The sequence below is a fragment of the Nocardia sp. NPDC058058 genome (assembly GCF_042885355.1).
Lineage (GTDB): Bacteria > Actinomycetota > Actinomycetes > Mycobacteriales > Mycobacteriaceae > Nocardia.
In genome coordinates this window covers 447088-470224 of the sequence record NZ_JBHVSA010000003.1, presented here as the reverse complement: position 1 = coordinate 470224, position 23137 = coordinate 447088, and the positions used below count along the sequence as shown (strand labels likewise).

The window sequence follows — 23137 nt, the reverse complement described above, 5'->3', positions numbered from 1 at the left end:
AGCGTCAAGCTATGGACGCGAACGAGCTGCGCGCCGCTCAGGCGCCGTTGAAGGACCAGTACCGTCGGGACCCCGAGTCCGCGCGCACCCCGCTGGCAGCGACGGGCCGGATCGCCTCGGCGGGAATCACTTTCGATGTCGACCAGTTCTCCGGCGTCAGTCGCGCGGGCCTGCACCGCGCGACCGGCGGTGATGGATCGGACGCGTGCTCGGGCGACATGCTGCTCGAGGCGCTACTCGCGTGCGCCGGGGTGACGCTGCATTCGGTGGCGACCGCGTCCGGTATCGAGCTTCGTTCGGTGGCGGGCCGGGCCGAGGGATTCTTCGACGCTCGCGGCACCCTGGGCGTCGATCGGGAGGCGCCGGTCGGCGTGCGGGACGTAGTGGTCACATTCATCGTCGACACCGACGCCGACGACCCCGCCCTGGCCCGGCTGGCGAAGGTGACCGAGCGCTACTGCGTGGTGGGCCGGTCCCTGGCCGAGCCACCGACGGTCCTGGTAAAGCGACCCGGATAGCGAGTCAGTGCGGTGGCTCCGGCGGGAAACCGAAGGCGGCCACCAGGTTTGGATCCTGGAAGGCGACAACCCCGGTGATGCCGGTCGGTGTCGCGGTGAGGACCGCGACACCGTAGGGGGTCAGGACGCCGCCCGCGTTGCGGTGGTAGGTGACGACGGCCGGTTGGTTATTGGCTCGGGTGGGGAGCATGCGCCAGTCGCCGGGATTGCCGAGGATGTAGGTCGACAGTTGGCGGATACAGGCGATTCGGCCCGCGTACCAATTCTTGAACGGGGTCGCCTCGAGGGTGGCGTCGGCGCGCAGGACCTGTTCGAGCAGCGTGCTGTCGGAGTGTTCGAAGGCGGCTATGTAGCCGTCCAGCAGCGTGCGGGTTCTGGGGTCGGAGGGTTCGATGAGATCGGTGGGGTTGGGCTGTAGCTCGGCCAACCGAGTGCGAGCTCGCTGGAGCCCGGACTTCACCGAAGCCCTTGTGGTGCCCAGGATTTGGGCGGTCTCGGCGGTGCTGAAGGCCAGGACTTCACGGAGCATGAGGATCGCGCGCTGCTGCGGCGGCAGGTGCTGAAGGCTGGCGACCAGTGCCAGGCGCAGAGATTCGCGGTCGATGACGAGCGCTTCTGGGTCGCTCGCAGAGGGTGTGAGCAGTGCGTCGGGAAGCGGTTGCAGCCAAGAGAATTCGCCGGTCGAATCAGGGTCGGGCGGGGTGGCGGGCCCTTGGTACGGGTCACCGAGGCCGGAGGGCAGCACGCGATGGCGATGGTCGCCGAGCGCGTCCAGGCAGACGTTCGTGGCGATCGCGTAGAGCCAGGTTCGGATCGATGAGCGATGCTCGAACTTCCGATAGGCGCGCCAGGCGCGAATGTACGTCTCCTGCACCAGGTCTTCGGCCTCGTGTATCGCGCCGACCATGCGGTAGCAGTGGGCCAGCAGTTCGCGCCGATGCGGTTCGGTGTCGGTGACGAAACTGTCGTTCTGTGCGCCGGTGTCGGCACGCGGGTGTGCGCGGGTCATCACTGCTCCTGCCCTGGCCGGGCCTCGCTGATCGAGGCCATCGTCAGTATCGACCCGGCCGAGCGGTGAAAGGTAACTTCGCGCAGGTCTCAGGGGTGAATGAACTCCTCGGCGAAGTCCCGGATCGCGTTCGGGTCGAGCGAGTCGTGGAAGCTGATCAGTAGTTCGTCGACGCCCGCGGCCCGGTAGGCATCGATCCGTTCGCGGATGGTGTCCAAGGTGCCGATGAGGCCGTAGTCGGCCAGCTCGCCCGGAAAGACCATGGGAGCCCACGGCGGGACCAGGGCGCGAGCCCGGGCGTCGGTGTCGGCGATGATGCAGTAGCTGGTGGAGGTCCTGGTGATACCCGAGTAGTCACGACCCATTGTGGCGCAATGAGTTTCGAGAATGCCGTACTTGCGCCGTAGTTCCTCCGGAGCGACCTGGACGTTGCACGCATCGGCATGTTTGGCTACCAGTTTCAACGTCACCTTCTCACCGGACCCGGCGATCAACAGCGGAATATGAGGTTGCTGAACACCTTTGGGATCGTTGAGCGCGTTGCGAACTCGATAGTGCTTGCCCTCGAAGGTCGTTTCCGGCTGAGTCCACATGGATCGAATGATGTGCGCGGCCTCATCGAGCTGGCGCAGTCGAGTGGGAGCATCCTCGAACGGATACCCGTAGGCGAGGTATTCGTCCTCGTACCACCCCGCGCCGATGCCGAAAGTCAGTCTCCCGTGCGAGATTACATCGAGCGTGGAAGCCATCTTGGCTTGCAGGGCAGGATTGCGATAGTTGTTCCCGGTCACCATCTGACCGATTCGGATCCGCCCGGTGTCGCGGGCCAGTGCGGTCAGCGTCGTCCAACTCTCGAACAGATAGCCCGGGGCCGCCGGGAACGATACGAAATGGTCTGCGACCCACACTGTTTCGTATCCCGATTCATCGGCTGCCCGGGCCAGTTCGGTGATCGTTTCGAAGGCCGCCACCGGATCGGTGAAGCTCGCGAAATTGTGGCCGAGTCCGGTGGGTAGGTAGAGGCTGAATTTCATGCTGCCGTGGCCTTCCGGTGGGGGAGTGGTCGGGTTCGACCCACCGATACAGACCGCTGATGCCCCGGCGAAGAAACTCTGCGCAGGTCACGGCTCGCAGAAATACGGTTCAGCGCAGCGCGTCGGCGACCCCGTTGCGCTCGACCGCCATGAACGCCGCATCGCGCGGCAGGCTCCAGTCCGGTCCGACGAATACCGCGTCGGCGGCGGGGTTGGCCCCGGCGAGGTGTTCGAGCCACGCCATGGACAAACCCGCCGGGGGATTGTTGCGCAGATCGGCGTTGACGGCGAAGTGGGTTCCATTGAGCGCGCACGCGATGTAGGCGGGAGCCCGGAACAGCGTCCGGTAGTCGATCAGCCTGGGCCACAACATATCCGGCGTGATGACATCGAGATTTCCGGTGATGGTCAGCATCGGTACGTCGATCGCCAAGCCGGTCGGAGCCTGGATACCCGTACCGACACTGAGACCGCCGATAATGCGCAGCCGCGGATCCAGTTGAGCGGCCAGCCCGGGCAGATAACTCGCACCCCAGAACGTCGCGCCCGCCCCACCGGAATGCCCACCGAGCACGGTACGACTCAGATCCAGATGCCCGTGCAGGGCCGAATCCGGGCGCTGCTCCTCCGCCAACAACGCCTGAACGCCCCAAAGGTCATCCGTGGGAAAGGAATTCACGAAGTTGTAGGGCATGGCGACCACGAATCCGCGACTGGCCCACAGCCGGGCGAGCGCGTCGTACTGCCCGGCGTCGCCGTCGAGCCCGGGGAGCCAGACCAGCACCGGCGCGGGCGCCATCCGATCGAGATCGCCCGGGTAGTAGTAGAGCATTCCGATCGGCGACTCGAGCCCGTGCGGGAATGCGTAGGTGCAACGCATCTTGTCGACATCGTTGCCGCCCGCGAGCCAGAAGCCGATGCGCTGCATGGTGCCGTAGAGGTCGTCACAGGCATGCAGCTTCTGCGATACGACAACGGGATGCGTACCGGGACTGGTGAATTCGCGGTGGATATCGCCCTGCGCGGTTTTGGGCCAGATGCCGAACGGGCCGGTCGAGGTGGGCGGGTCGTTCGGGTCCGCGGGCTGGGCGGCGGCGGTCCCGGCGCTCAACAGCACCACCGACAGCGCGGCCAATATCGACCGCGTCACGGTCCGGAGCATCGTTGCTCCCCCAATCTTGATCACAACAGTCCAGCAATACGGATAGCGACAGTAGCGAGGTGAGTCACGCACCGCATAGGGCATGCCATGAGTCATGCCGACGCTCGAATTCGGGTGACCCAGCGCGGAGTTCCGGCCCCTTGTGTCGCAGACCACAGCGCGCTACTGTACCGAATCCGAGACTGTTTAGTTTCAGAACGTAAGGCCCGGGGCGTCGAACCCCGGCGAGGGGACATCAATGACGAAGTCCATTGCCCGAGTGGGCGCGATGGCGTGTATTGCCGCCGTCGTCGCGTCATGGCTCGCTGTCGCGCCGGCGGCAGCGGATGAAATCGCTTCCGGCGCAACGGCGCAGAGCCTTTTCGACGGTTCCGGCCCGCATCAGGTCGCGACGCCGACGGTGACCAATCCGTGCCAGGAGTCCGTCGCGGGGATGATCGCGCACATCGTGGTCCACACGCTCGGCAATCGCGATGATTTGCAGTGCACCCAGGCGTTTCCGTACGGATTGCAGTCGCCGATCGGGGTCAATACCTATTACCCGGCCGATATCGCCGAAATGGGTAGTGCCCCATTGATTCTGTTCGAGGGCGGCATCACCTCGAATCCCGGAAACTACGACACCCTGGTGCGGCAGTGGACGAGTCAGGGCTTTGTCGTCGTGGTCGCCTACGACTTCTTCAACTCGCTCGCCTATGTGCCCGCGATCGGATTGGCGACGGCGGTGGCGCAGAACCGCGATCCGAGTTCGCCGCTGTTCGGCAGGATCGATTTGAGCCGCACCGTATTGGCCGGGCATTCCGGCGGTGGACAGGCCACGTTGCAGGCGGCGGCGATGTTCCCGCCCATCGCGGGACTGGTCGACCCGGCGCTGCGGATCATCGGGCTGCTGGCCATCGAGCCCGGGCCGCTCGGGGTCGGCGCTCTGATCGGGATGCCGACGCTATTCCTCACCGGCTACAACGATTTCGTGGTGCCGGACTTCGCCTGGGTGCGGTGGTGGGAATACAACCTCATGGGTGGCACTCCGGCGTGGATCGCGAACGCCCGCGGGGTGAGCCACTTTTCACCGGTCGACGGCCCGGGCGCGTACCGATCCGCCGGGACCGCCGTGGCATGGCTGCGGTATCTGGCATTCGGTGACGAGACAGCAAAAGAATTCTTCATCGGACCGCAGTGGCGGCTCAGGGAAGACCCGGCCTATTTCAGTGTCGAACGCAACGCGGCCGCCGACGCGCTGCGCTGATTACCCTCGTTTACAAGGAGTTTCGTGATGACCAGCCGTCGCGCTGTCATGTTCACCGGTGTGGCCACAGCGATGATGACCGCGTTCGCGCCGGTCGCCGTGCCCGCGACCGCGGCCACCGGCGACACCACCTGTGCGGAACCCCTTGCGGGACAGTCACTGCCGCGCGCCGATCCCGCCCAGGTGAGTATGGATCCCGCCGCCGTCGACGCCGCCTTGGATTTCGGAGCCGGGGCGGGCGGGGTCGCGGTGCAGATCTATCGGCACGGCTGCCTCGTCGGTGACCGCACACCCACCGGGAATACGCCGCTGCCGCTGGCCAGCGCCAGCAAGGGCGTCAGCGCCACGGTGATCGGGCGCGCGGTCACGCTGGGGTATTTCGGGGTGGACGATACGCTCGGCAAGTTCTTCCCCGGCGCCGATCCCGCGCACGCGAATATCACTGTGCGCCAAGTGCTCACCCAGAGCACCGGCCTGCATTTCAGCTGGCCCGCCGATATCGCCGGGCTGTACACCGATCCGGTGCTGCAAACCTTGGCCGAACCCGCCGACTTCGAACCCGGCACCACGTTCCAATACGCGCAGAACGTGATGGCGGTGCTGTCCAAGATCGTGGAGCTCACCACCGGCAGCGACTTCCAGGACTTCGCGCAGCGAGAGTTGTTCACGCCCTTGGGAATCGCCCGCGACAACTGGGTGTGGCTGCGCGATCGCAGCGGGAACACCGCGCTCAATGGCGGGCTCGCCATGCGGCCCGACGATCTGGCGCGGCTGGGGCGTCTCATGCTGCAGCAGGGCGTATGGGGCGATCGGCAGCTGATCGACGCGGAGTACATCCGCCAAGCCACCACCGGGACTACGGCCAATCCCGGCTACGGCTTTTTGACCTGGCTCAATTCCGGCGACACCTACCGGGGCACCGAGGTGCCGTCCGCGGTCGAATACGATCGCCCGCAATTCCCCGGTTCACCGCGCGACCTGTTCTCGTTCGAGGGTGCGCTCGGACAGTTCGTCACCATTGTGCCCAGCCGCGACATGGTGATCATCCGCATGGGTGTGCCGTTGCGGGTCAATCTGGCGAATCCGGTGGGCATGCTGACCGGCAGCGGCAACCCAGATAACAAGGAGCTCTATCAGCGAATCACCGCCGCGGTCACCGACATTCCGGCCGAGCCGTACGTGAACCCGTACACGCTCAGCGATCCGCCGCTGCCCATTCACGGGCTCGAGGATCTCGGCAGGGTGATCGACCCGGTGACCGCCGTGAGCATTCTGCTGGGCGTGGGTCCGTACGCCTCCACCGCGTGCAACATCCTGTGGTGCAATGGAAAACCGGTTCCCGTGGATGTGTTCCGACTGCTGCTCGATGTCGGCGGGCAGGTGGTCGGCGCGCTGGGCGCACTCGGCAATACGCCGAGATAGGGCGGTGAGCCGTTCGGTTCACGCGTTCGCTTCGCCGGAACCCGGTTGCAGCACGCCCATGATCTCGTCGGTGAGCAGAAATGTGGCCAGGCCGTGGCCGTGCTTGTCACGGCGGACGAGGGAGATGACGTTGTTGCTGAACGCGTCTCGGACCTGACGGAACGCCAGGCGGCCGTCGCGCAGTTCCTCGGCGACGTCGAATTCGCTGAGGAAGGCCACCGCCTCGCCCGATGTAGCCAGGCGTTTCATGGTCTCGATCGAGTTGGTGTGGAAGGCCGGTTCGATATCGAGCTCGGCCTTGGCGAAGGCCTCGGCGACGATGCCGTGCATGAGCATCGAGCGGTCGGCGAAGATGAGCGGGTACGGGGTGCAGCGCGCGAGGGGAATCGTATCCAGTTGCGCCAGTGCATGATGCGGGGAGACAACGACTCCCAGCCGGGTATTCATCTGCCAGCAGACCTCGACCCGGGTCGATGACGGCACGTTGAAGCCCAAACCCAGGTCGGCTTCGCTGTTCTCGACCGCGTGCAGGATGTCCTGGGTTCCCATGGTGCGAATCGAGATCCGCACCCGGGGATGGCGGGCGCGGAAACTCGCCGCGGCGGTGGCGACCACACCGCTGGCCAACCCGGTCATCGTGGCGATCACGACCTCGCCGCTGCCCAGCGCGTGCAGATCGCGGATGTCCGCGACGGTCTCGCGGTACTGCTGCAGCGTGCCCCGGATATGCGCGAGCAGGGCCTCACCCGCCGGGGTGGGCCGCATTCCGCGGGGCAGCCGCTCGAACAGCGGCTGATCCAACTCGGCCTCGAGCATGAGGATTTGCCGGTTGATGGCCGACGGCGCGACGTGCAGCCGGGCCCCGGCCGCGCGAATGGAGCCGAGGCGTGCCACCTCGTCGATGTATTCCAGCAATCGTGAATGGAGCATGGCGCACCTCCTGCGCGGAAGTGTACGAAAAAAGCGCACACATTGCGCGAAAACGGATGCTTGTCGGCAACGGTGTGGTCGAGTTCCATCAGTACCAGGCACGGGACACCGCATGCGGCCCCGTAACCGCAAGTACGTGAACACGACGTGAGGACCGCCAATGCTCGATTCGACGACCGACAACCCGCTCACCGGCGCCGCCGCCGTGGCGGCCCAGGATGATCACGTACGCACCATCTTCGGCATCCTGGAGGGTGAGCAGGAGGCGGACCTGCTGCTGCGCAATCTCCACATTCTCGACGTGCACACTGAAAGCGTCTATCCCGGAGCGCTTTTGGTGCACGGCGAGCGCATTATCGCGTTGAATCCGGACGAGTCGATCGTGCGGTTCCGGGAAGTGTTCGACGGCCAGGGCCTGTACGCGATTCCGGGTCTGATCGACGCGCATCTGCATTTCGAATCCCAGCTGGCGCATCCGGCCGCGTTCGGTGAGGCGATCGTGCCCAGCGGAACCACGACGGTGTTCGGTGAGACGCTCGATTTCGCCAGTGCCGCAGGGGGTGAGGCGGTCGAGGCCGCGCGGGCGCTGTTCGCCGACCATCACAAGCTGCCCTATCGGCTCTACGCGTTCGCGCCGGGAAAGAAGACCTCCACCGAGGTCACCGAGGCGATGCTGGAGATGGATCCGGTCATCGGACTGGGGGAGCTGGCGCACCTGTCGTATATGACCGGCAATGCCGACGACTTCCGCAAATCCGCGCTCGGCCGTGCCAATGCGGGAGTGGTGAACTGCCACTGGGGCGTCACCGCGCTCTCGGACACGCTGCTGAACTACATGCCCGCCATCGGCGTCGACAACAACCACGATGTCTGGAACGAGGACGATATCGAGAAAAGCGTCCGCTACGGCCTCAATACCCAGATCAAGTTCGGCGTCGGCAGCCCCGAGGTGATCCGAACCATGTTGCGCGCCATCGTGAAACGGCGCTGGCCCGCCGAGAACTTCCAACTCTGCGCCGACAATATCTCGGTGGATCGGGTACTGCGGCAGGGGCATATCGACTGGGTCATCTCACTGGCCATCGAGATGGGGATGCCGCCGATTCAGGCGATCAAGATGGGCACGTTATACACCGCGCGCTCATTCCACCGGGATCGCGACCTCGGCTCGCTGAGCCCGGGCCGGTTCGCCGATATCGTGCTGACGGACAGTCTTTCGAAGATCAACCCGCGCTTCGTTTTCAAGGGTGGCAAGCTCGTCGCCAAGGATCGCGCACTGCTGGCCCCGGCGGATATCGACTATTCGGTGCTGACCAAGCAAGCCCGGCCCGGGCTCGGCGATTTGCGTTCGGAGCAGCTGGATCTCGTGCCGCTCGAGATCTCCGAGGATGGCGCGCAGGCGAAGGTGCTGCTGTTCGACGTGTACGGGCGCGGACATCTCAAGTTCGCCCAGGAGGTCTGGGTTCCCTACCGCGACGGTGTGGTCGTGCCCGAATACGAAGGTGCGCTGCTGAATCGGATCTCGGTGGTGCAGCGCTACGCCGAGGGTGAGCGGCACCTGGTCAATGGATTGTTCAAGGGCGTTTCGATCGATCGCGGCGCGGTCTCCACCTTCTGGCCGGCTCCGTCGGCCTATTTCGTGGTGGTGGGCTCCGACAGTGCCGAGATGCGCGAGAACCTCGCTCAGCTCGATTCCCTGGTCGGCGGCTGCATCGTCACCGAGGACGGGGAGTCGAAGGCCGTTCTGCCCCTCGACTTCTACGGCGTCATGGCCGATATGAACCTGGCCGAACTGGTCGAGGCCACCCGCTCCATCGACGACGCGCTCGCGAAGCTGGGCAATCACAACGAGGGTGAGCCGGTGGTGAACAAGCTACTGACGCTGTTCATTTCGCTGGACCGCTTCGGGTTCATGAAATAGCAAGGGATGCAACGGTTATGCAGCACGATAGCAACACCGGAGTCGTCGACAACGGAAACAAGGTGCGCCGATGGATCACCTACGTCGCCGGAATCTACATCCTGACCCTCGGTCTGAGCCTTGCCGTTCGGGCGGGTATCGGCATCTCGCCGCAGAGCAGCCTCACTCGAACGATGACACTGGTTTTGCCTCCGCTCACCCAGGGCAACTTCAATCTCATCCTCGAAGTCATCATGCTCATCGCGACATTCCTGGTGAGCCCGAAGAGATTTCGCGCCGCCAACCTGCTCGCGATGATCCCGGCCCTGATTCTGGCCCTGCTACTGGACTTCAACCTCTCGCTCACCACATGGATCCACCTCGGGGCCTACCCGCCCAAACTCGTCCTGCTGTTCTTCGCCGACGCCATGCTCGCCTTCGGCCTGTTCCTGATGATCCGCGCCAACCTGGTCCTGATGCCCATCGACATGTTCGTCAACACCCTCCAGCAGAAGACCGGCTGGAAGTGGGGCAATATCAAGACCGCGTTCGACTGCACCCTGCTGGCTCTGTCCGCCACCATCGGCCTGATCTGCTTGGGCGCACCGCATTTCATCCGCGAAGGCACGATCATCAACGCCATTCTGGTGGGCCAGTACATCAAGCTGTACTTCCACCTACATGGCAAATACACCGCTCGAAAATCCCGTGCCCGAGCGGTCGTCAACCCGTAGCCGAATAACTCCAGTCGATGCCGGACAGCCCACTGTCCGGCATCGATGCTGTGGTAACCGCTCAGTCGCGGAAAACGGCGGCCAGCTCGCGACGGGAGGTGATGCCCAGTTTCGGATAGGTATTGGACAGGTGGAACCCGACGGTGCGAGGGCTCAGGAACAGTTGTGCGCCGATCTCCTTGTTGGACAGTCCATTCGCTGCCAGGCGCGCGGTTTGCAGCTCCTGCGGCGTGAGCCGGTCCAGAACCGCGGACGCCGCGGGGGCCGCGGTCAAGGTCTCGCCGCTGGCACGGAGTTCACCGTCGGCACGATCCGCCCAGGCCTCGGCACCGAGGCGGCGGAACGTCTCCGCGGCGGTGCGCAGGTGGGTGCGCGCCTCGATACGCCGTTTGCCGCGGCGCAGCCATTCGCCGTACAGCAACTCGGTGCGCGCACGTTCGAACGCGAAGTCGGTGTGGCCGTTGTGGATTCGTAGGGCGGTGCTGAAATGGTCCTCGGCGTCCACGGAATCGGCGCACAGCAGTGCTCGGCACCGATGTGCGATCGCCACCACCCAGTGCTGGCCGACGTGCTCGGCCCAGGCGGAATACCACTCGAAGGCCGCGCGAGCCTCGTCGAGACGTCCGGCGCGGTGCGCGGCCTCGACGAGATCCGGTATGGCGGAAGTGATTCCATTGCGATTGGCGCCCGCCAGCATGGCCAGCAGACGATCGGCGGCGGCATCGGGGCGGCCCAGGCCCAGATCGAGCAGGCTCAGTGCCACGGCCGCATGGACGTTGCCGGGCGCTATGCCGCGAGCCAGGGGTTCGCTCGCGTATTCGGCACAGCCCGGTTCGTCGCCGCGCGCGGCGGCCAGCAGTGCCAGGGTCGCCGACTGGTAGATGACGATGAAGCGTTGGCCGGTATCGGCGGCCAGCCGCAGTCCCTCGGTCGCGGTGGCCGTCGCGGCGGTGAATCGGCCGAGCAGGAATTCGGCGCGCGCCCGCAGCATGAGAGCCCGGGCGAGGACGCCGATCGCGCCGCGGCCACGGCAATCGGCCGCGAGGGCGGTGGACAGGTCGTTCGCCGCGGTGATGTCGGCGAGCATCAGATGCCAGTACGCGGTGTCCGAGCGCTCCCGCAGTTGGTCGGAAGGCGTTGCGGCGAGCAGCAATCGCAATGCCTCGGTGGCCTGCTCGGCGCTGATGTCCGGGCCGGGATTGACGCCGTGCGCGAGTTCGGCCAGGGCGCGCACCCGGTCCGCGCCGGGCAGACCGAGCGATTCGGCGTGGGCGGCGGTGCGGTCGACCGCCGGTAGGTTGCCCGCTCCCCACGCCGCGTCTGCGGCCAGGTACAACAGTCTGCCCGCGGTTTCCGGGTCCTGGGTGGTCACGAAAGACGCTGCGGCAAGTAGGGATTGGTGTGCGACATCGGGGCGGTCCTGTTCGCGCGAGATGTGCGCGCGCAGCGCGGTGAGGGTGGCCAGGAGTCCGGGGTCGGTTGTCAGCGGCACGGCCTGCTCGGTGAGTTGCGCGGCCTGGTCGAGATCACCGAGATCGACCGCCGCCTGCGCGGCCGCGATCAGCCGACGGCATTTGCCCGCCGAGTCCACGCTCAGATCCGCCGCGCGCCGATAGGTGGCGCAGACCTCGGAGACGCCGCCGCGCGCGGCCGCCCGCTCGGCGGCGTGATCGAGCAGGCACGCCACCTCGTCGTCGGGTTCGGTGGCCGCGGCGGCGAGATGCCAGGCCCGGCGATCTCCGAACGGCTCACCGAGCAGCGCCGCGGCCAGGGAGCGGTGGGCATCGCGGCGCTCGGCCGCCGACACCGCACCCTGAACGGCCGTGCGAATCAGCGGATGGGCGAACGCGATCCGGCCATCCTGGACGCGGAGCACGTCGGCGGCCTCGGCGACGGAGATATCGGTGTGCCCGGCTGCCGAACCTGCGGCCGCCGCCAGGATCAGCGCCGGATCGCCGCTGTCGTCGATCGCGGCGATCAGTAACAGCTGCCGGGTCGTTTCCGGCAGTGCCGCGATGCGGTCCGAAAACGCCTGCTGGATCCGATATTGCGTTCGGAACTCACCATGGCTGTAGGGCGACGCGTACATGCGATCGGAGCGTTGCAAGGTGGGAAGTACCGACAGCGCGAGCGGATTGCCTTGCGCCTCACCGAGAATCCACTGTGTGGCGGCGGGCGTCAGCTCGACCGGGCCGTCCGCCAGCAGTGCCGCGGCCGCGGCGGAGTCGAGGCGTTCCAGTTCCAGCTGATGCCCGGGCAGTTCGTGCAGTTCGGCGAGGTGCCCGTCGCGTACCGCGATGATCAGCACGATCGGTTCGGCGTCCAGACGACGGGCGAGGAATAGCAGCGCGTCGAACGAGGCTCGGTCGAGCCATTGCGCATCATCGATCAGGCAGAGCAGCGGCTGGGATTCGGCCAGCCCGGCGAGCAGGGTCAGTACTGCCGCGCCGACCAGGAAACGGTTCGGCTCACCCGCCGCCTCGTCACCGAATGCCGCGCGTAGTGCGCACGCCTGTCCCGGCGGCAGACTGTCGATCCGGTCGCGGGTTCGCCCCAGCAGCATATGCAAACCCGCGAACGGCAATTCGCTCTCGGCCTCGGTGCCCGCGACCCGCAGCACCCGATATCCGAGTTCACCCGCGTGCGCCGCGGCCTGGCCGAGCAGTTCGGTCTTGCCGATTCCGGCCTCGCCCCGCAGTACGAGAATCCCGGCGCGTCCAGCCCTACCTCCGGTGAGCAGTTCCTCGATGACAGCTGATTCCCGCGCACGACCGTAAAGCACGGTCCGGAACTCTACGCGAGCGGGCAAATCATCAGCAGCGCGGTCTAGGCCGCATAGGGCGCTGCCGTGCGGGCCTGGCGCAGTGCTCGTCCCCACCACAGCAATTGATCCAGCATGGCCTTGGCGGCGAGTTCGGGACCGGGGTCGAGCGGTGCGCCGTCGGAACCGAACCTATCCCACGCATTGTGGAAGCTGACGGTGTCCCGAACGGTGACCGCGTGCAGCTCGGCGAAAACGGGGCGCAGCTGCTCCACCGCACGCAAACCACCGGCTAAACCACCGTAGGAGACGAATCCGACCGGCTTGGCCTGCCATTGGGTGTAATGCCAGTCGATCACCGTTTTGAGCGAGGCCGGGAAACTGTGGTTGTACTCGGGCGTCACGATCACGAATGCGTCGGCGGCGTCCAATCGCGCGGTGATATCGGCCATTTCGGGGGCGGGTTCGCGGGTCAGCACAGCCGGCATCGGATGCTCGGCCAGATCGATGAGGTCGACGGTGAAGTCGGTGCGGGCCGCGACGCGATCGGTGAACCAGTGCGCGACCGTGGGACCGAAGCGGCCCTCACGGGTGCTGGCGAGGATGACGGCCGCACGCAACGGGCTGGAAGACATCGGAATTCTCCTTCTCGGACAAGCTGAGTGAACGAGAACTCACGCTAGGAACGAGGACGGGTCCTTCTCTTCTGTCGAATGACCGGGGTCGCGGTGGCGGGGGCGAACCCGGTCATTCGACAGAAGAGAGCGGGGGCGCCCGGTCCATAGCGTCATCGCCATGAGTACGACATATGCCCCGTCCGCGGCGAGCCGCTCGGCGGGCACACCGTCGCTGGCCGCCACCGCGGCGGTCGTGATCACCGCCTCCCTCATGACCGTGCTGGACACCACGATCGTCAATGTGGCCTTGAACCACCTTGCCGGTGCGTTCCACGCCGATCTGGCGACCATCGCCTGGGTCGGCACCGGCTACACCCTCGCGCTGGCAACGGTCATACCCTTGACCGCTTGGGGGATGGGGCGATTCGGCACCAAACGGCTGTACCTGACCGCCATCGTGGTGTTCGCGCTCGGCTCGGTGCTGGCGGCACTGGCCTGGAACGCGCCCTCCCTCATCGCTTTTCGCGTGATTCAGGGGTTCGGCGGCGGCATGATCATGCCGATCGGAATGACGATCATGATGCGGGCCGCCGATCCGGCGCGGATGGGGCGAACCACCGCGCTACTGGGAATCCCGGTGCTGGTCGGACCGTTGGCCGGGCCGGTCCTGGGTGGCTGGCTGGTCGATCAGGTGGGCTGGCGGTGGATCTTCCTGATCAATCTGCCCGTCGCGATCATCGCCCTGCTCGGTGCGGTGCGCGTCCTGCCTGACGAAGCGCCGCAACCCTCGCGGCGATTGGATATCCCCGGCGTGGCCATGCTCTCGCCCGGTCTGGCGCTGCTGATCTACGGCATCGCCACCGGAGGTGAGCGCGCTGACTTCACGGCTGTCGCCACCCTGGTGCCCGCCCTCGCCGGTGCGCTGCTGATCATCGGATTCGCGGTGCGTGCCCTGCGGGTGGACAACCCGTTGATTGATCTGAATCTGTTCCGCCGCAGTCGTTTCCGGTCCGCGACACTGACCCTGATGCTGTTCAACGGGGCGTACTTCGGCTCCATGCTGCTCGGGCCGCTGTACTGGCAGCTGGTGCGGGGGCACTCGGCCACCGAGGCTGGGCTGTTCGGTATCCCGCAGATCCTGGCCACCGGGATCACCATGCAGATCGCGGGACGGCTCATCGACCGCATCCCGCCCGGCCGCATCGTGCTCGGCGGAATCGGCTTGGCGGCAATCGGATTCACGGCGATGACCACCCAGATTCAGGCGGACAGCCCGTACTGGCGGATCGCGCTCGCCGGTGTCGTCATGGGTATCGGTGTCGGGTCCACCATCATGCCGACCATCACCACCGCGTCGCGTGGCCTGGACCCCGCTCAATTCCCCGCCGCCAACACCGCGATCAATATCGTGCAGCAGGTCGCCAACTCCATTGGAACAGCGGCTATTTCGGTCCTGCTGACCGCGGCGATGAGTCGCGGTCTGCCCGGCGAGACACTGGATTCGGTGTCGAACGCCGATCGGGATGCCATTGCCGAACCACTCGCAGATGCTTTCCGAGGCACCTACGGCTGGGCAGCGGGCCTGATGGCGCTGGCCCTGATCCCGGCCCTCCTGCTGCCCCGACGATCCTGATGCCCTTGATGCCGGACAGCCCGCTGTCCGGCATCAAGCCGTGTCGTGCACCGGCGGACGGATTGTCAGCGCGCGGAACCGCTTTCGAGGAATTCGCGGACGAAGCAGAGCGGGCAGATGGGGTCGAACGGCCTGGTGATCTGGGTCGAGGCGGTGGTCGAGGGTGCTGCCGGGAGCCCGGTGGGTGCGGCCGCGGCGAGCGCGGGCTGCAGGGCGAGTGCGGCTGCGAACGCGCCGCCGACAATGACATTCAGCATGGGACGGTACAAAGTTCCTCCACGTGGCTGCGATGAGTCGTGAGGGTAGCAAGGTGCCCTGGGCGCGGTCATGCCCCCAATTCCGGCAAGAATGGGTGCCGACCCCGGCAGCCGGAGCACCGCTGCCACCGTGAACGACAGAGTAAGAGGGACCTCTCGCATGAGTCTTGCCGCACGTTTGGAGCAGCTCGGCCGACCATTGGTCGAGGAACAACTGGCGCACCCGACCGTGGCGGGAATCGCGAAGGGCGACCTCGCCGAGCCGGTGTTCCGCTCCTGGTTGGAACAGGATTACCTGTTCCTGCTCGACTACGTTCGCGTCTTCTCTCGCCTCGCCTGGCAGGCCCCCGCCGCCCACCTCGGTGACTTGGTCGACCTCGCGCACGGAACCTTCCACGACGAGCTCTCGCTGCATCGCGAACTGGCCGCCGAGTTCGATGCCGACCTCGACGGTGCCGTCAAAGGCGAGCCGTGCACGAAATACACTGCGTTCCTGCTGGATTCGGCCGCGAACTACGCCGATGGCCTGGCCGCCCTCTACCCCTGCATGTGGGGCTATTCGACACTCGGCGCCATCCTCGCCACGAACCCGCCCGCCGACCCGCGCTACCGACGTTGGATCGACACCTACGCCGACCCCGGCTTCGCAGCACTCACCGCCCGCTGCGCCCAGATGCTCGACGAAGCGGGCGGGCACAACGCGGAGGAACTATTCCTGACCGGCATGCACCACGAACTCGCGTTCTGGGATGTATGTCCCGACCGCGCTTCGGCGGCCGAGGCCTGATACCCGGCCAACTCCCGATCACCGCCCTCTGGGTCCGCTGACGTGCTTTCGGTTCAGTTGCTTTGGCGGCGGAGGGTGGCGGCGCCGCCGAGGAGGGTGGCTATGGCGAAGAGGGCGAGGATCAGGAGGTCGAGCCAGAGGGTGGTGGTGGGGAGGGGGAAGGTGCCTACTTCGCTCATGGCTTCGGCGGCGTAGCGCAGGGGCATGATGTCGCTGGCGAGTTGGAGGGGGGTGGACATGTCCGCGCGGGGCCAGATGAGGCCGCAGAGCAGGATTTGGGGGAAGACTATGGCGGGCATGAATTGCAGGGCTTGGAATTCGGTGCGGGCGAAGGCGCTGGTCAGGAGGCCGGTGCAGCAGCCGAGGATGGCGGTGCTGACCGCGATGAGCAGGACCGTGGCTATGTTGCCCTGGGTGCGGAGATCGAGCAGGCCGTAGGCGATGGCGCAGGCGATGCTGGCCTGGACCGCGGCGAGGGCGGCGAAGGCTATGGCGTAGCCGAAGAGTAGGTCGAGTTTGTGCAGGGGAGTGCTCAATAGGCGTTCGAGGGTGCCGCTGACGCGTTCGCGGAGCATGGCGACGCTGGTGATGAGAAACATCGACGTGAAGGGGAAGATGCCGAGCAGCATCAGGCCGATCTGATCGAAGATGTCCAGGCGGTCCACGAAGATGTAGCGCAACAGCGCCAACAGCAGGCTGGGGACGGTGATGACCAGGGCGATGGTGCGGCGGTCATGCCGAACCTGGGTCAGGACCCGCGCGGTGGTGGCCAGGGTGAGCGAAATGGACATCAGGCGAGCACCTTTCGCGCGGTCGCGGTGTCGGACTGTTGCAGGATCAGCCGCAGGAAGGCTTCCTCGAGATCCTGGGCTCCGGTGGCGGTGCGCAGATCCGCGGGAGTCTCGTCGGCCAGCAGACGGCCGTCGCGCAGCAGGAGCAGGCGTTCGCAGCGGTCGGCCTCGTCCATGACGTGACTCGAGACCAACAGGGTGGTGCCCGCCTCGGCGAGATCGTGGAACTGCGCCCAAATATCGCGGCGCAGTACGGGATCCAGGCCCACGGTCGGTTCGTCCAGGATCAGCACGTCGGGGTGCGCGAGCAGGGCGCACGCCAGGGAGACACGGGCGCGCTGACCGCCCGACAGGTCGTCGACCATGCGATCGGCGATATCGGCCAAACCCACATCGCGGATGGCGGCATCGGCCGAAGCCGCGCCGGTGCCTTGGATTTTGGCGAAATAGCGGGCGTTCTGGCGAATCGTCAAATCCCCGTACACCGACGGCTGCTGCGTCACATAGCCCACCCGCCTGCGCAATTCGGCGGTTCCGGCCGGATGGCCGAGCACGGTGACGCTGCCGGATCGAATGCGCTGCACCCCGACAATGGCGCGCAGCAGCGTAGTCTTGCCCGACCCGCTGGGACCGAGCAGCCCGGTCACGCTACCCGGCGGCACGGCGAAGGTGATCTCGTGCAGCACCTGCTGCTTGCCGCGGGTGACACTCAACTCCCGCACATCGATCGCGGTGTCGCTCATTTCGGGATCCTTCATGATCGGCTGCCCTTGCCGGGCGACTGTGATTGGGACACAGTGACATTCAGATGGGCGTCGGGATGCTCGGGAAAGCCGAGGGTGGTCCGCAGCGGAATGTGGGCTCCCCGCACCCGAACCCACACCGTCAGGGTCGCGTCCTTCGTGGTGCCCGGCAGTATCGCCGCGAGCGCGGCGGCCGGAACCATCGCCTCGATCTTGAACGCGTCGATTCCGGTGAAATCCTCACGCGCAGTGGTTTTCGGGTCCCGCAGCGAACGCAGCAAGCGTGCCAACCCGCCATCGCGCCCGACCATGCCACTGGGACTGGGGAATCCGGACGGCAGCGGAGTCAGCGTCCCACTGTCGGACTTGCTGAATACCTTGCCGTTATCGGAGACGAACCGGGTTATCGATCCGCTGGGCAGCGTGGCCGTACCCGCCGCACTGCCGCCGTCGCGGGCTGATACGTCGGCTTCCAGTGCGCGCAAAGGGAATCCGGGCACCGTGCCCTCGGATTGCAGGAGCAGATGCGCGGAACCCATCGCACCCGCCGAGATCGCGGCATCGCGCATCATCAGCCCGGCATCGGGCAACCCACCCGACCCGTCCGCGCAGCCGGTCAGCACACCGGCCATGGCGAGCGCGAGCACCGCGCTCCAAATTCGGTAGCGCACCGGCAACCTCCTATAGGTAGGGACGCTACCCATAGGCTAGGACACTTTCCTCCCGAAGGGTAGGCTTGCTACCCATGAGTGCAGAAGTGCTGAAAGGACACCTGGACGGCATGATCCTGGCCGTGCTCGCCGACGGTCCCCGGCACGGCTACGGCGTCATCGACGCGCTTCGCACCCGCACCGGCGGCAAATTCGACCTCCCCAAGGGCACCATCTACCCCGCACTGCACCGGCTCGAACAAGCCGGGCTGATCGACGGGGCATGGTCGACAGAAGGGGGCCGCCAGCGGCGCACCTACACCCTGAGCCCCGCCGGGCATCGGCGGCTGGTGCAGGAGCGGGCGTCCTGGCGGGATTTCGTCTCCGCGGTCGGCGCACTGATGGAGGGGAATATCGACATGGGGGGAAAGCCTTGTCCCGCACTGTAATCGACGCATATCTGGACGACCTCGGCACCGGCCTGACCGGCACCTGGTGGGAACGCCAGGCGATCCTCGCCGAAATCGGTGACGGACTCCAGGAATCGGTGGACCACTATCGCGCACAGGGACTTTCGCTGGAGCGCGCCAGCGCGGCCGCCATCGAGGAATTCGGCGGCCCGGCGACCCTTGCCCAGGAATTCGTTCCGGTCCTGGCCTCCAAACGAATTCACCGTTACGGCCTCACCTTCCCCATCATGGGAGCGGTAATCGGCACCCTGTGGGGGACAGCGGCATTGCTGGGCTCATTCAGCGCGGTCCCGCGATCACTCACGATAGTGGGCCTGGCCGTGATGGCCGTCGCGGTGGCCGCGAGCTTCCCGTTCACGCTGCTCGCCATCGCCTCCACCGGCCGTGCGAGCGCAATGGTGCGCACCCCAACCCGCCTGGCCGCCAAGGGTTTACTCGTCACCGCCGCGGTCACGATGCTCATCGACGGCACACTGCTCATCACCCTGCTGACCCTGCTCGCCGAGAACCCCCGAGACCTGGTCGTCCTACCGGTGACCCTCGGCGCGCTGGTCAGCCTGGCGCGCATCAGCATTGCCGCCACGAGCGTGCCCCGGCTGGGCCCCGCGCGCGGCGGCAACCTGGGCGGAGCATCGCCCGTACGGGTCTAACCTTTCAGACGATGCCGCTCGGTTGACGGCGCGTGCCCGGCCGCTGGACGGGCATCTCGTTGGGCGGCACCGGATATGGGACTCCGATGGTGGCGGTGCCGAGAGCGATGTTGGGACCGCACTGCGCCAAGGCCGCGTCGGCGCGGGCGGCGGGGTCGGTGAGCGGCGGCCGCGCACTGTCGGGTGCGGAGCCGAAGTCGAAGGCAGAGGTCATATCGCCGGTGACCGAACGCCGCCACGGCGTCAAATTGGGCACTTCGACGCCGAATCGCGTTTCCAGCAAACGCAATTGGGACGTGTGGTCGAAGGTCTCCGAAGCCACGAGCCCACCACGCGAATAGGGCGATACCACCAGACAGGGCACGCGATAGCCCAGCCCGATCGGACCGGCGATGCCCTGCGCGTCCCAGACCCGATTCGGATCCACCGACAGATACTCCCCGGGAGTGCCGGGCGGCGCGGTCGGCGGCGTGACGTGGTCGAAGAACCCGCCGTTCTCGTCATAGGAGACGATGAGCGCCGTCTTCTCCCACACCGCGGGGTTCGAGGTCAGGATATCGAGCACCTGCATGATGCCCACCGCGCCGAAAGCCGGTGGCAGCGCCGGATGTTCGCAGTTGAGCAGCGGTGGGATCACCCAGGACACCGATGGCAGCGTGCCCGCCGCGACATCGGCGGCGAAGTCGTTCGGGTAGACCGGATCCTTACCCCGCCTGGCCAGTTCGGACAGCGGGTCGGCGGCCTGGGTGAACGAGCCCAGCATGCCGTCGAGGAAGACCTGCGAGATCGGCCCGGCATCACGGTTGTTGTAGATCTTCCAACTCACCCCGGCCGCGGACAGATTGTCCGGCATGGTGCGCCAGCTGAACGCGTTCTGGCGGATCAGCGGATTGGTCATGACCTGCGGCCCGCCCTGCCGTCCGTCCGGATCGATGGTCGCCGAAATCCAGTACAGCCGATTGGGATCGGTGGGACCGAGCACCGAACAGTGGTAGCCGTCGCAGAGCGTGAACGCATCGGCCAGATCGTGATGGACCGGGATGTCCTCGTGCGTGTAATAGCCCATGGCGGCGGGGCCATTGCCCACGCCGACCTTGGCGATGGACATCGGCATCCATTGATCGTTGCGGCCACCGTTCCAGGCGCGGTGCATACCGGACCAACTGTGATCGGGATCGTTGATGCACTCGCCGTCCAGGCTGGGGCCGCGAGTGGTGTCCAGGCGGAAAGGCAGGAGGTACCCGTCGGCGGTCGGGCCGACCCCGGGGCTGTAGCCGAACTGTTTCCACGCCCCCGATGGATCATCGAAACCTCTTGCGCCGGAGTACGTCCCGAAGTAGTGGTCGAAGGACCGGTTCTCCTGCATCAGGAGTACGAAATGCTCGATATCGCCGAGCCCGCCCATGCCCGCCGGATCGGCGGCGTGCGCTCGCTCGATAATCGGCCCGGCCCAGGACGCGACCGCCGCCGCCCCACCGGCCGCCATTGCCCTGGCGAGAAAGTCCCGGCGGTTCATTCCATCGAAAACGCCCACGTCGTATGTGCCTTTGCTGTTGATTGCGGATCTACCTGGTCCGGTACCGGTAGTGGTCGAGATCGAAATGCCGTGCCCGCCACCAGGCTTCGAGCATGGTCGAGGGACGCAGCAGCGGTGCGTCACCGTGCCGATCGAAGTAGTAGCTGTTGGAGCCCGCGCAGGCTCCGGCGTAGAACACGGTATTGCGCATGCGGCGCAGCGTGCGCCGGAAGTATTCATCGTGATGCTCGCGCCGGATCTCCGCGCTGACCGCACCCCGCTGCCGAGTCTCGGTGATCACCCGAATCGCATGCGTCACTTGATATTCGATCATGAACAGCCACGATGTGCCGATCACCGAATACGGTGCGAAGGTCTGGAAGAGGTTCGGGAATCCCGGCACCGTATTGCCCTCGTACGCCTGTAGTCGCCGCTCTTCCCAGAATTTCCCGAGATCCTGCCCGCCGAGCCCGATGGTCGGCACCTTGGGCATGTTCTCCGCCTCGGTCACCAGGAATCCGGTCGCGCACACGATCGCGTCGACCTCGCGATGCACCCCGTCGGCCGTGCGAATTCCGGTGGCCGTCACGTCCGTTATCGGCGCTGTCACCAGATCGGCGGCACCGCGACCGAAGGCTCGAAAGTAGTTGTTGGACATCGTCGGTCGCTTGCAGCCGAATCCGTAGTGCGGGGTCAGCCTCCGGCGCAGCCCCGGATCGGGAACCTGCGACCGAAGATAGAGTCGACCCAGCGCTTCGACGGCCCGCGTCAACGGCTTCAACTGCCGGTTGTACACCGCGCCCAGCGTCATCAGCGTCTCGGTGGCAGCCGAAACCAGAAGGTACAGGCCCGAATACAGCCCCGGGATGCGATCCAGCGCGGTGCGCGCGGATCGCGGAATCGGCAGGTCCGCCTTCGGCATGACCCAGATGGGTGTCCGCTGGTAGACATAGGTCGCGGCGGCATGCTCGGCCAGCCACGGCACGATCTGCACGGCACTGGCCCCGGTGCCGATCAGCGCGATCCGCTTGCCCGGTACGTCGAGATCCTTTGGCCACCTGGCGGAATGGACCACCGGTCCCTGGAACGAGTCGAGACCGGGGACATCGGGCAGCTTCGGCTCGGTGAGCCCGCCGAGCGCCGAGATGACATACCGCGCGGTTATGACCCCGCCCGAAGTCCGCACCCGCCACCACTGGCTGTCTTCGTCGTATTCGAGGCGTTCGACCATCGTGCCGAACCGGCAGCGTTCCCGCAGTCCGTACTCCTCGGCGAAATGTTCTGTGTACCTGAGGATCTCCGCGCCCGGCGGGAATACCCGCGTCCACTGCGAGTACTTGTCGAAGGAGAACTGATACGCGAGGGCGGGCACATCGACCGCGACATCGGGATACACATTGTCGCGCCAGGTGCCGCCGAAGGCGTGGGTGCCCTCGATGATCACGAAGTCGTCGATTCCGGCGCGGATGAGCATCGCGCCGGCGCCGAGTCCGCCCAGCCCTCCGCCGAGAACGGCCACCTCGTAATCGGGTGCTGGATGCGGTTGGCCCGACTCGGCGGGCGTGGCTGCTGCGATCACGACTGCTCCTACTTACGGCGGTGTCAAATTGCACAGTAGAGGCAGCCGTAAGGTAGGTCAACAGGTGAATGCGATGGCGGAAGGCGCGCCTCAGCGCGGCCACGCCCGGGCGATATGCCGGGCCAGCGCGGAGATCACCGCCGCCACCCGCTCGGGCGGGAAGCGTTCGGGGTCCTCGAGGATCAGCCGGGCCGCGGACTCGGCGCCCGCGATAATCGACAGCGCCGCCATTTCGGAGTCGAGATCGGCTCCGCCGTACGGTTCGGGCAGCGATCGCACCGTGAATCGGACCTGTTCCAGGACCAGCCGCCGCAGTGCGTCGATATCGTCGCGGACCTGCGGCGGCGCGCCCAGTGGCGAAGTCAGCATGAAATGCCAGGTGCGCGGCGTCGCGGCCACGCCCTCGAGATATTCGTGCAGGAACGCCGCGAACAGGGCCGCGGGGTCCTCGTGGTCCGCCGCGGCGGCGGTGACGGTGGTGCAGCGCACCACCAGCTCGACCATCTTCTGATGCTCGCGGGCGACCAGGTCGGCGAGCAGCTGCTCGTGGTCGCGGTAATACTCGTAGAGCGCGGGCCGCGTCACGCCGAGGCTACGTGCGATCGACTGCATCGTGCAGCCCGGAAACCCCTGTTCCACAACGAGATCGAGCGCGGCATCGAGAATCTGCTCGCGCCGCTGTCGTGCCGTGGGACGGGTGCGTTCGGTCCGGCCGGTGGGTGACATCG

The 23137-nt window shown here is 66.3% G+C and carries 22 protein-coding genes; 9 read left to right on the top strand and 13 right to left on the bottom strand.

The window, feature by feature from the left end:
* Nucleotides 1-11 precede the first annotated feature (11 nt).
* Nucleotides 12-518 (top strand): OsmC family protein, encoded by a 507-nt coding sequence (locus tag ACFVUS_RS25840; protein WP_387771501.1) that lies wholly within the window; start codon nucleotides 12-14, stop codon nucleotides 516-518.
* Nucleotides 519-522: 4 nt separating this feature from the next.
* Here the strand turns inward: ACFVUS_RS25840 and ACFVUS_RS25835 are convergent, their stop codons facing one another.
* The 3 genes from ACFVUS_RS25835 to ACFVUS_RS25825 all read right to left on the bottom strand — a co-directional run bounded on the left by ACFVUS_RS25835 (nucleotide 523) and on the right by ACFVUS_RS25825 (nucleotide 3711).
* Nucleotides 523-1527: a sigma-70 family RNA polymerase sigma factor gene (locus ACFVUS_RS25835; protein WP_387771498.1), complete on the bottom strand. Its 1005-nt coding sequence runs from the start codon at nucleotides 1525-1527 to the stop codon at nucleotides 523-525.
* Between the two features lie 89 nt (nucleotides 1528-1616).
* The gene (locus ACFVUS_RS25830; RefSeq protein ID WP_387771495.1) at nucleotides 1617-2561 is read right to left on the bottom strand and encodes an LLM class F420-dependent oxidoreductase; all 945 of its coding nucleotides are present in this window, start codon (nucleotides 2559-2561) and stop codon (nucleotides 1617-1619) included.
* Nucleotides 2562-2670: 109 nt separating this feature from the next.
* On the bottom strand, nucleotides 2671-3711 hold the full coding sequence (locus ACFVUS_RS25825; protein WP_387771493.1) for an alpha/beta hydrolase: 1041 nt from the start codon (nucleotides 3709-3711) through the stop codon (nucleotides 2671-2673).
* 250 nt (nucleotides 3712-3961) lie between these two features.
* Here ACFVUS_RS25825 and ACFVUS_RS25820 point away from each other — a divergent pair, with 250 nt between their 5' ends.
* Entirely contained in the window at nucleotides 3962-4969 is a 1008-nt protein-coding gene (locus ACFVUS_RS25820; protein ID WP_387771490.1) for an alpha/beta hydrolase, read from the top strand.
* A gap of 27 nt (nucleotides 4970-4996) precedes the next feature.
* The gene (locus tag ACFVUS_RS25815; protein ID WP_387771487.1) at nucleotides 4997-6391 is read left to right on the top strand and encodes a serine hydrolase domain-containing protein; all 1395 of its coding nucleotides are present in this window, start codon (nucleotides 4997-4999) and stop codon (nucleotides 6389-6391) included.
* 18 nt (nucleotides 6392-6409) lie between these two features.
* Here ACFVUS_RS25815 and ACFVUS_RS25810 read toward each other — a convergent pair whose 3' ends face one another.
* Nucleotides 6410-7321: a LysR family transcriptional regulator gene (locus tag ACFVUS_RS25810; RefSeq protein ID WP_387771484.1), complete on the bottom strand. Its 912-nt coding sequence runs from the start codon at nucleotides 7319-7321 to the stop codon at nucleotides 6410-6412.
* 160 nt (nucleotides 7322-7481) lie between these two features.
* Here ACFVUS_RS25810 and ACFVUS_RS25805 point away from each other — a divergent pair, with 160 nt between their 5' ends.
* Entirely contained in the window at nucleotides 7482-9242 is a 1761-nt protein-coding gene (locus ACFVUS_RS25805; RefSeq protein ID WP_387771481.1) for an adenine deaminase C-terminal domain-containing protein, read from the top strand.
* Between the two features lie 17 nt (nucleotides 9243-9259).
* On the top strand, nucleotides 9260-9955 hold the full coding sequence (locus ACFVUS_RS25800; protein ID WP_387771478.1) for a YitT family protein: 696 nt from the start codon (nucleotides 9260-9262) through the stop codon (nucleotides 9953-9955).
* Nucleotides 9956-10016: 61 nt separating this feature from the next.
* Here ACFVUS_RS25800 and ACFVUS_RS25795 read toward each other — a convergent pair whose 3' ends face one another.
* Both ACFVUS_RS25795 and ACFVUS_RS25790 read right to left on the bottom strand, forming a co-directional pair.
* The gene (locus tag ACFVUS_RS25795) at nucleotides 10017-12737 is read right to left on the bottom strand and encodes an AAA family ATPase (RefSeq protein WP_387771475.1); all 2721 of its coding nucleotides are present in this window, start codon (nucleotides 12735-12737) and stop codon (nucleotides 10017-10019) included.
* 44 nt (nucleotides 12738-12781) lie between these two features.
* Nucleotides 12782-13351, bottom strand: coding sequence for an NADPH-dependent FMN reductase (locus ACFVUS_RS25790; RefSeq protein WP_387771472.1), 570 nt, complete (start codon nucleotides 13349-13351; stop codon nucleotides 12782-12784).
* 160 nt (nucleotides 13352-13511) lie between these two features.
* On the opposite strand from ACFVUS_RS25790, the gene ACFVUS_RS25785 reads away from it, so the two are divergent.
* Nucleotides 13512-14966 (top strand): DHA2 family efflux MFS transporter permease subunit, encoded by a 1455-nt coding sequence (locus ACFVUS_RS25785; protein ID WP_387771469.1) that lies wholly within the window; start codon nucleotides 13512-13514, stop codon nucleotides 14964-14966.
* Nucleotides 14967-15031: 65 nt separating this feature from the next.
* Here ACFVUS_RS25785 and ACFVUS_RS25780 read toward each other — a convergent pair whose 3' ends face one another.
* The gene (locus ACFVUS_RS25780) at nucleotides 15032-15223 is read right to left on the bottom strand and encodes a hypothetical protein (protein ID WP_387771466.1); all 192 of its coding nucleotides are present in this window, start codon (nucleotides 15221-15223) and stop codon (nucleotides 15032-15034) included.
* A gap of 160 nt (nucleotides 15224-15383) precedes the next feature.
* On the opposite strand from ACFVUS_RS25780, the gene ACFVUS_RS25775 reads away from it, so the two are divergent.
* Entirely contained in the window at nucleotides 15384-16010 is a 627-nt protein-coding gene (locus ACFVUS_RS25775; protein ID WP_387771463.1) for a TenA family protein, read from the top strand.
* A 53-nt stretch (nucleotides 16011-16063) separates the two neighbouring features.
* Here ACFVUS_RS25775 and ACFVUS_RS25770 read toward each other — a convergent pair whose 3' ends face one another.
* From ACFVUS_RS25770 to ACFVUS_RS25760, 3 genes are read right to left on the bottom strand one after another with little or no spacing between them, the layout of a single operon-like run.
* Nucleotides 16064-16801 (bottom strand): ABC transporter permease, encoded by a 738-nt coding sequence (locus tag ACFVUS_RS25770; protein ID WP_387771460.1) that lies wholly within the window; start codon nucleotides 16799-16801, stop codon nucleotides 16064-16066.
* Nucleotides 16801-17544 (bottom strand): ABC transporter ATP-binding protein, encoded by a 744-nt coding sequence (locus ACFVUS_RS25765; RefSeq protein ID WP_387771457.1) that lies wholly within the window; start codon nucleotides 17542-17544, stop codon nucleotides 16801-16803. The genes ACFVUS_RS25770 and ACFVUS_RS25765 overlap by 1 nt, the downstream gene beginning before the upstream one ends.
* 11 nt (nucleotides 17545-17555) lie before the next feature.
* Complete coding sequence (locus tag ACFVUS_RS25760) at nucleotides 17556-18215, bottom strand: LppX_LprAFG lipoprotein (protein WP_387771454.1); 660 nt, start codon at nucleotides 18213-18215, stop codon at nucleotides 17556-17558.
* A gap of 74 nt (nucleotides 18216-18289) precedes the next feature.
* On the opposite strand from ACFVUS_RS25760, the gene ACFVUS_RS25755 reads away from it, so the two are divergent.
* Together ACFVUS_RS25755 and ACFVUS_RS25750 are read left to right on the top strand one after the other, a co-directional pair.
* A complete protein-coding gene (locus tag ACFVUS_RS25755; RefSeq protein WP_387771451.1) occupies nucleotides 18290-18643 on the top strand; it encodes a PadR family transcriptional regulator in 354 nt (117 codons plus the stop codon).
* Nucleotides 18628-19314, top strand: a complete 687-nt coding sequence (locus ACFVUS_RS25750) for a permease prefix domain 1-containing protein (protein ID WP_387771448.1) — start codon at nucleotides 18628-18630, stop codon at nucleotides 19312-19314. The genes ACFVUS_RS25755 and ACFVUS_RS25750 overlap by 16 nt, the downstream gene beginning before the upstream one ends.
* A gap of 4 nt (nucleotides 19315-19318) precedes the next feature.
* On the opposite strand, the gene ACFVUS_RS25745 is transcribed toward ACFVUS_RS25750, so the two are convergent.
* The 3 genes from ACFVUS_RS25745 to ACFVUS_RS25735 form a co-directional block, all read right to left on the bottom strand.
* Nucleotides 19319-20830: a phospholipase C gene (locus ACFVUS_RS25745; RefSeq protein WP_387774681.1), complete on the bottom strand. Its 1512-nt coding sequence runs from the start codon at nucleotides 20828-20830 to the stop codon at nucleotides 19319-19321.
* A 49-nt stretch (nucleotides 20831-20879) separates the two neighbouring features.
* Nucleotides 20880-22409, bottom strand: coding sequence for a flavin-containing monooxygenase (locus tag ACFVUS_RS25740; protein ID WP_387771445.1), 1530 nt, complete (start codon nucleotides 22407-22409; stop codon nucleotides 20880-20882).
* Between the two features lie 90 nt (nucleotides 22410-22499).
* The gene (locus ACFVUS_RS25735; RefSeq protein ID WP_387771442.1) at nucleotides 22500-23135 is read right to left on the bottom strand and encodes a TetR/AcrR family transcriptional regulator; all 636 of its coding nucleotides are present in this window, start codon (nucleotides 23133-23135) and stop codon (nucleotides 22500-22502) included.
* Between the last annotated feature and the right edge of the window lie 2 nt (nucleotides 23136-23137).

What these genes read in the sequence shown, in the direction of transcription:
- ACFVUS_RS25840 (WP_387771501.1), top strand. Translation starts at nt 12, where the DNA reads ATGGACGCGAACGAGCTGCGCGCCGCTCAGGCGCCGTTGAAGGACCAG.
- ACFVUS_RS25835 (WP_387771498.1), bottom strand. Translation starts at nt 1,527, where the DNA reads ATGACCCGCGCACACCCGCGTGCCGACACCGGCGCACAGAACGACAGT.
- ACFVUS_RS25830 (WP_387771495.1), bottom strand. Translation starts at nt 2,561, where the DNA reads ATGAAATTCAGCCTCTACCTACCCACCGGACTCGGCCACAATTTCGCG.
- ACFVUS_RS25820 (WP_387771490.1), top strand. Translation starts at nt 3,962, where the DNA reads ATGACGAAGTCCATTGCCCGAGTGGGCGCGATGGCGTGTATTGCCGCC.
- ACFVUS_RS25815 (WP_387771487.1), top strand. Translation starts at nt 4,997, where the DNA reads ATGACCAGCCGTCGCGCTGTCATGTTCACCGGTGTGGCCACAGCGATG.
- ACFVUS_RS25810 (WP_387771484.1), bottom strand. Translation starts at nt 7,321, where the DNA reads ATGCTCCATTCACGATTGCTGGAATACATCGACGAGGTGGCACGCCTC.
- ACFVUS_RS25805 (WP_387771481.1), top strand. Translation starts at nt 7,482, where the DNA reads ATGCTCGATTCGACGACCGACAACCCGCTCACCGGCGCCGCCGCCGTG.
- ACFVUS_RS25800 (WP_387771478.1), top strand. Translation starts at nt 9,260, where the DNA reads ATGCAGCACGATAGCAACACCGGAGTCGTCGACAACGGAAACAAGGTG.
- ACFVUS_RS25790 (WP_387771472.1), bottom strand. Translation starts at nt 13,351, where the DNA reads ATGTCTTCCAGCCCGTTGCGTGCGGCCGTCATCCTCGCCAGCACCCGT.
- ACFVUS_RS25785 (WP_387771469.1), top strand. Translation starts at nt 13,512, where the DNA reads ATGAGTACGACATATGCCCCGTCCGCGGCGAGCCGCTCGGCGGGCACA.
- ACFVUS_RS25780 (WP_387771466.1), bottom strand. Translation starts at nt 15,223, where the DNA reads ATGCTGAATGTCATTGTCGGCGGCGCGTTCGCAGCCGCACTCGCCCTG.
- ACFVUS_RS25775 (WP_387771463.1), top strand. Translation starts at nt 15,384, where the DNA reads ATGAGTCTTGCCGCACGTTTGGAGCAGCTCGGCCGACCATTGGTCGAG.
- ACFVUS_RS25770 (WP_387771460.1), bottom strand. Translation starts at nt 16,801, where the DNA reads ATGTCCATTTCGCTCACCCTGGCCACCACCGCGCGGGTCCTGACCCAG.
- ACFVUS_RS25765 (WP_387771457.1), bottom strand. Translation starts at nt 17,544, where the DNA reads ATGAGCGACACCGCGATCGATGTGCGGGAGTTGAGTGTCACCCGCGGC.
- ACFVUS_RS25755 (WP_387771451.1), top strand. Translation starts at nt 18,290, where the DNA reads ATGAGTGCAGAAGTGCTGAAAGGACACCTGGACGGCATGATCCTGGCC.
- ACFVUS_RS25745 (WP_387774681.1), bottom strand. Translation starts at nt 20,830, where the DNA reads ATGAACCGCCGGGACTTTCTCGCCAGGGCAATGGCGGCCGGTGGGGCG.
- ACFVUS_RS25735 (WP_387771442.1), bottom strand. Translation starts at nt 23,135, where the DNA reads ATGTCACCCACCGGCCGGACCGAACGCACCCGTCCCACGGCACGACAG.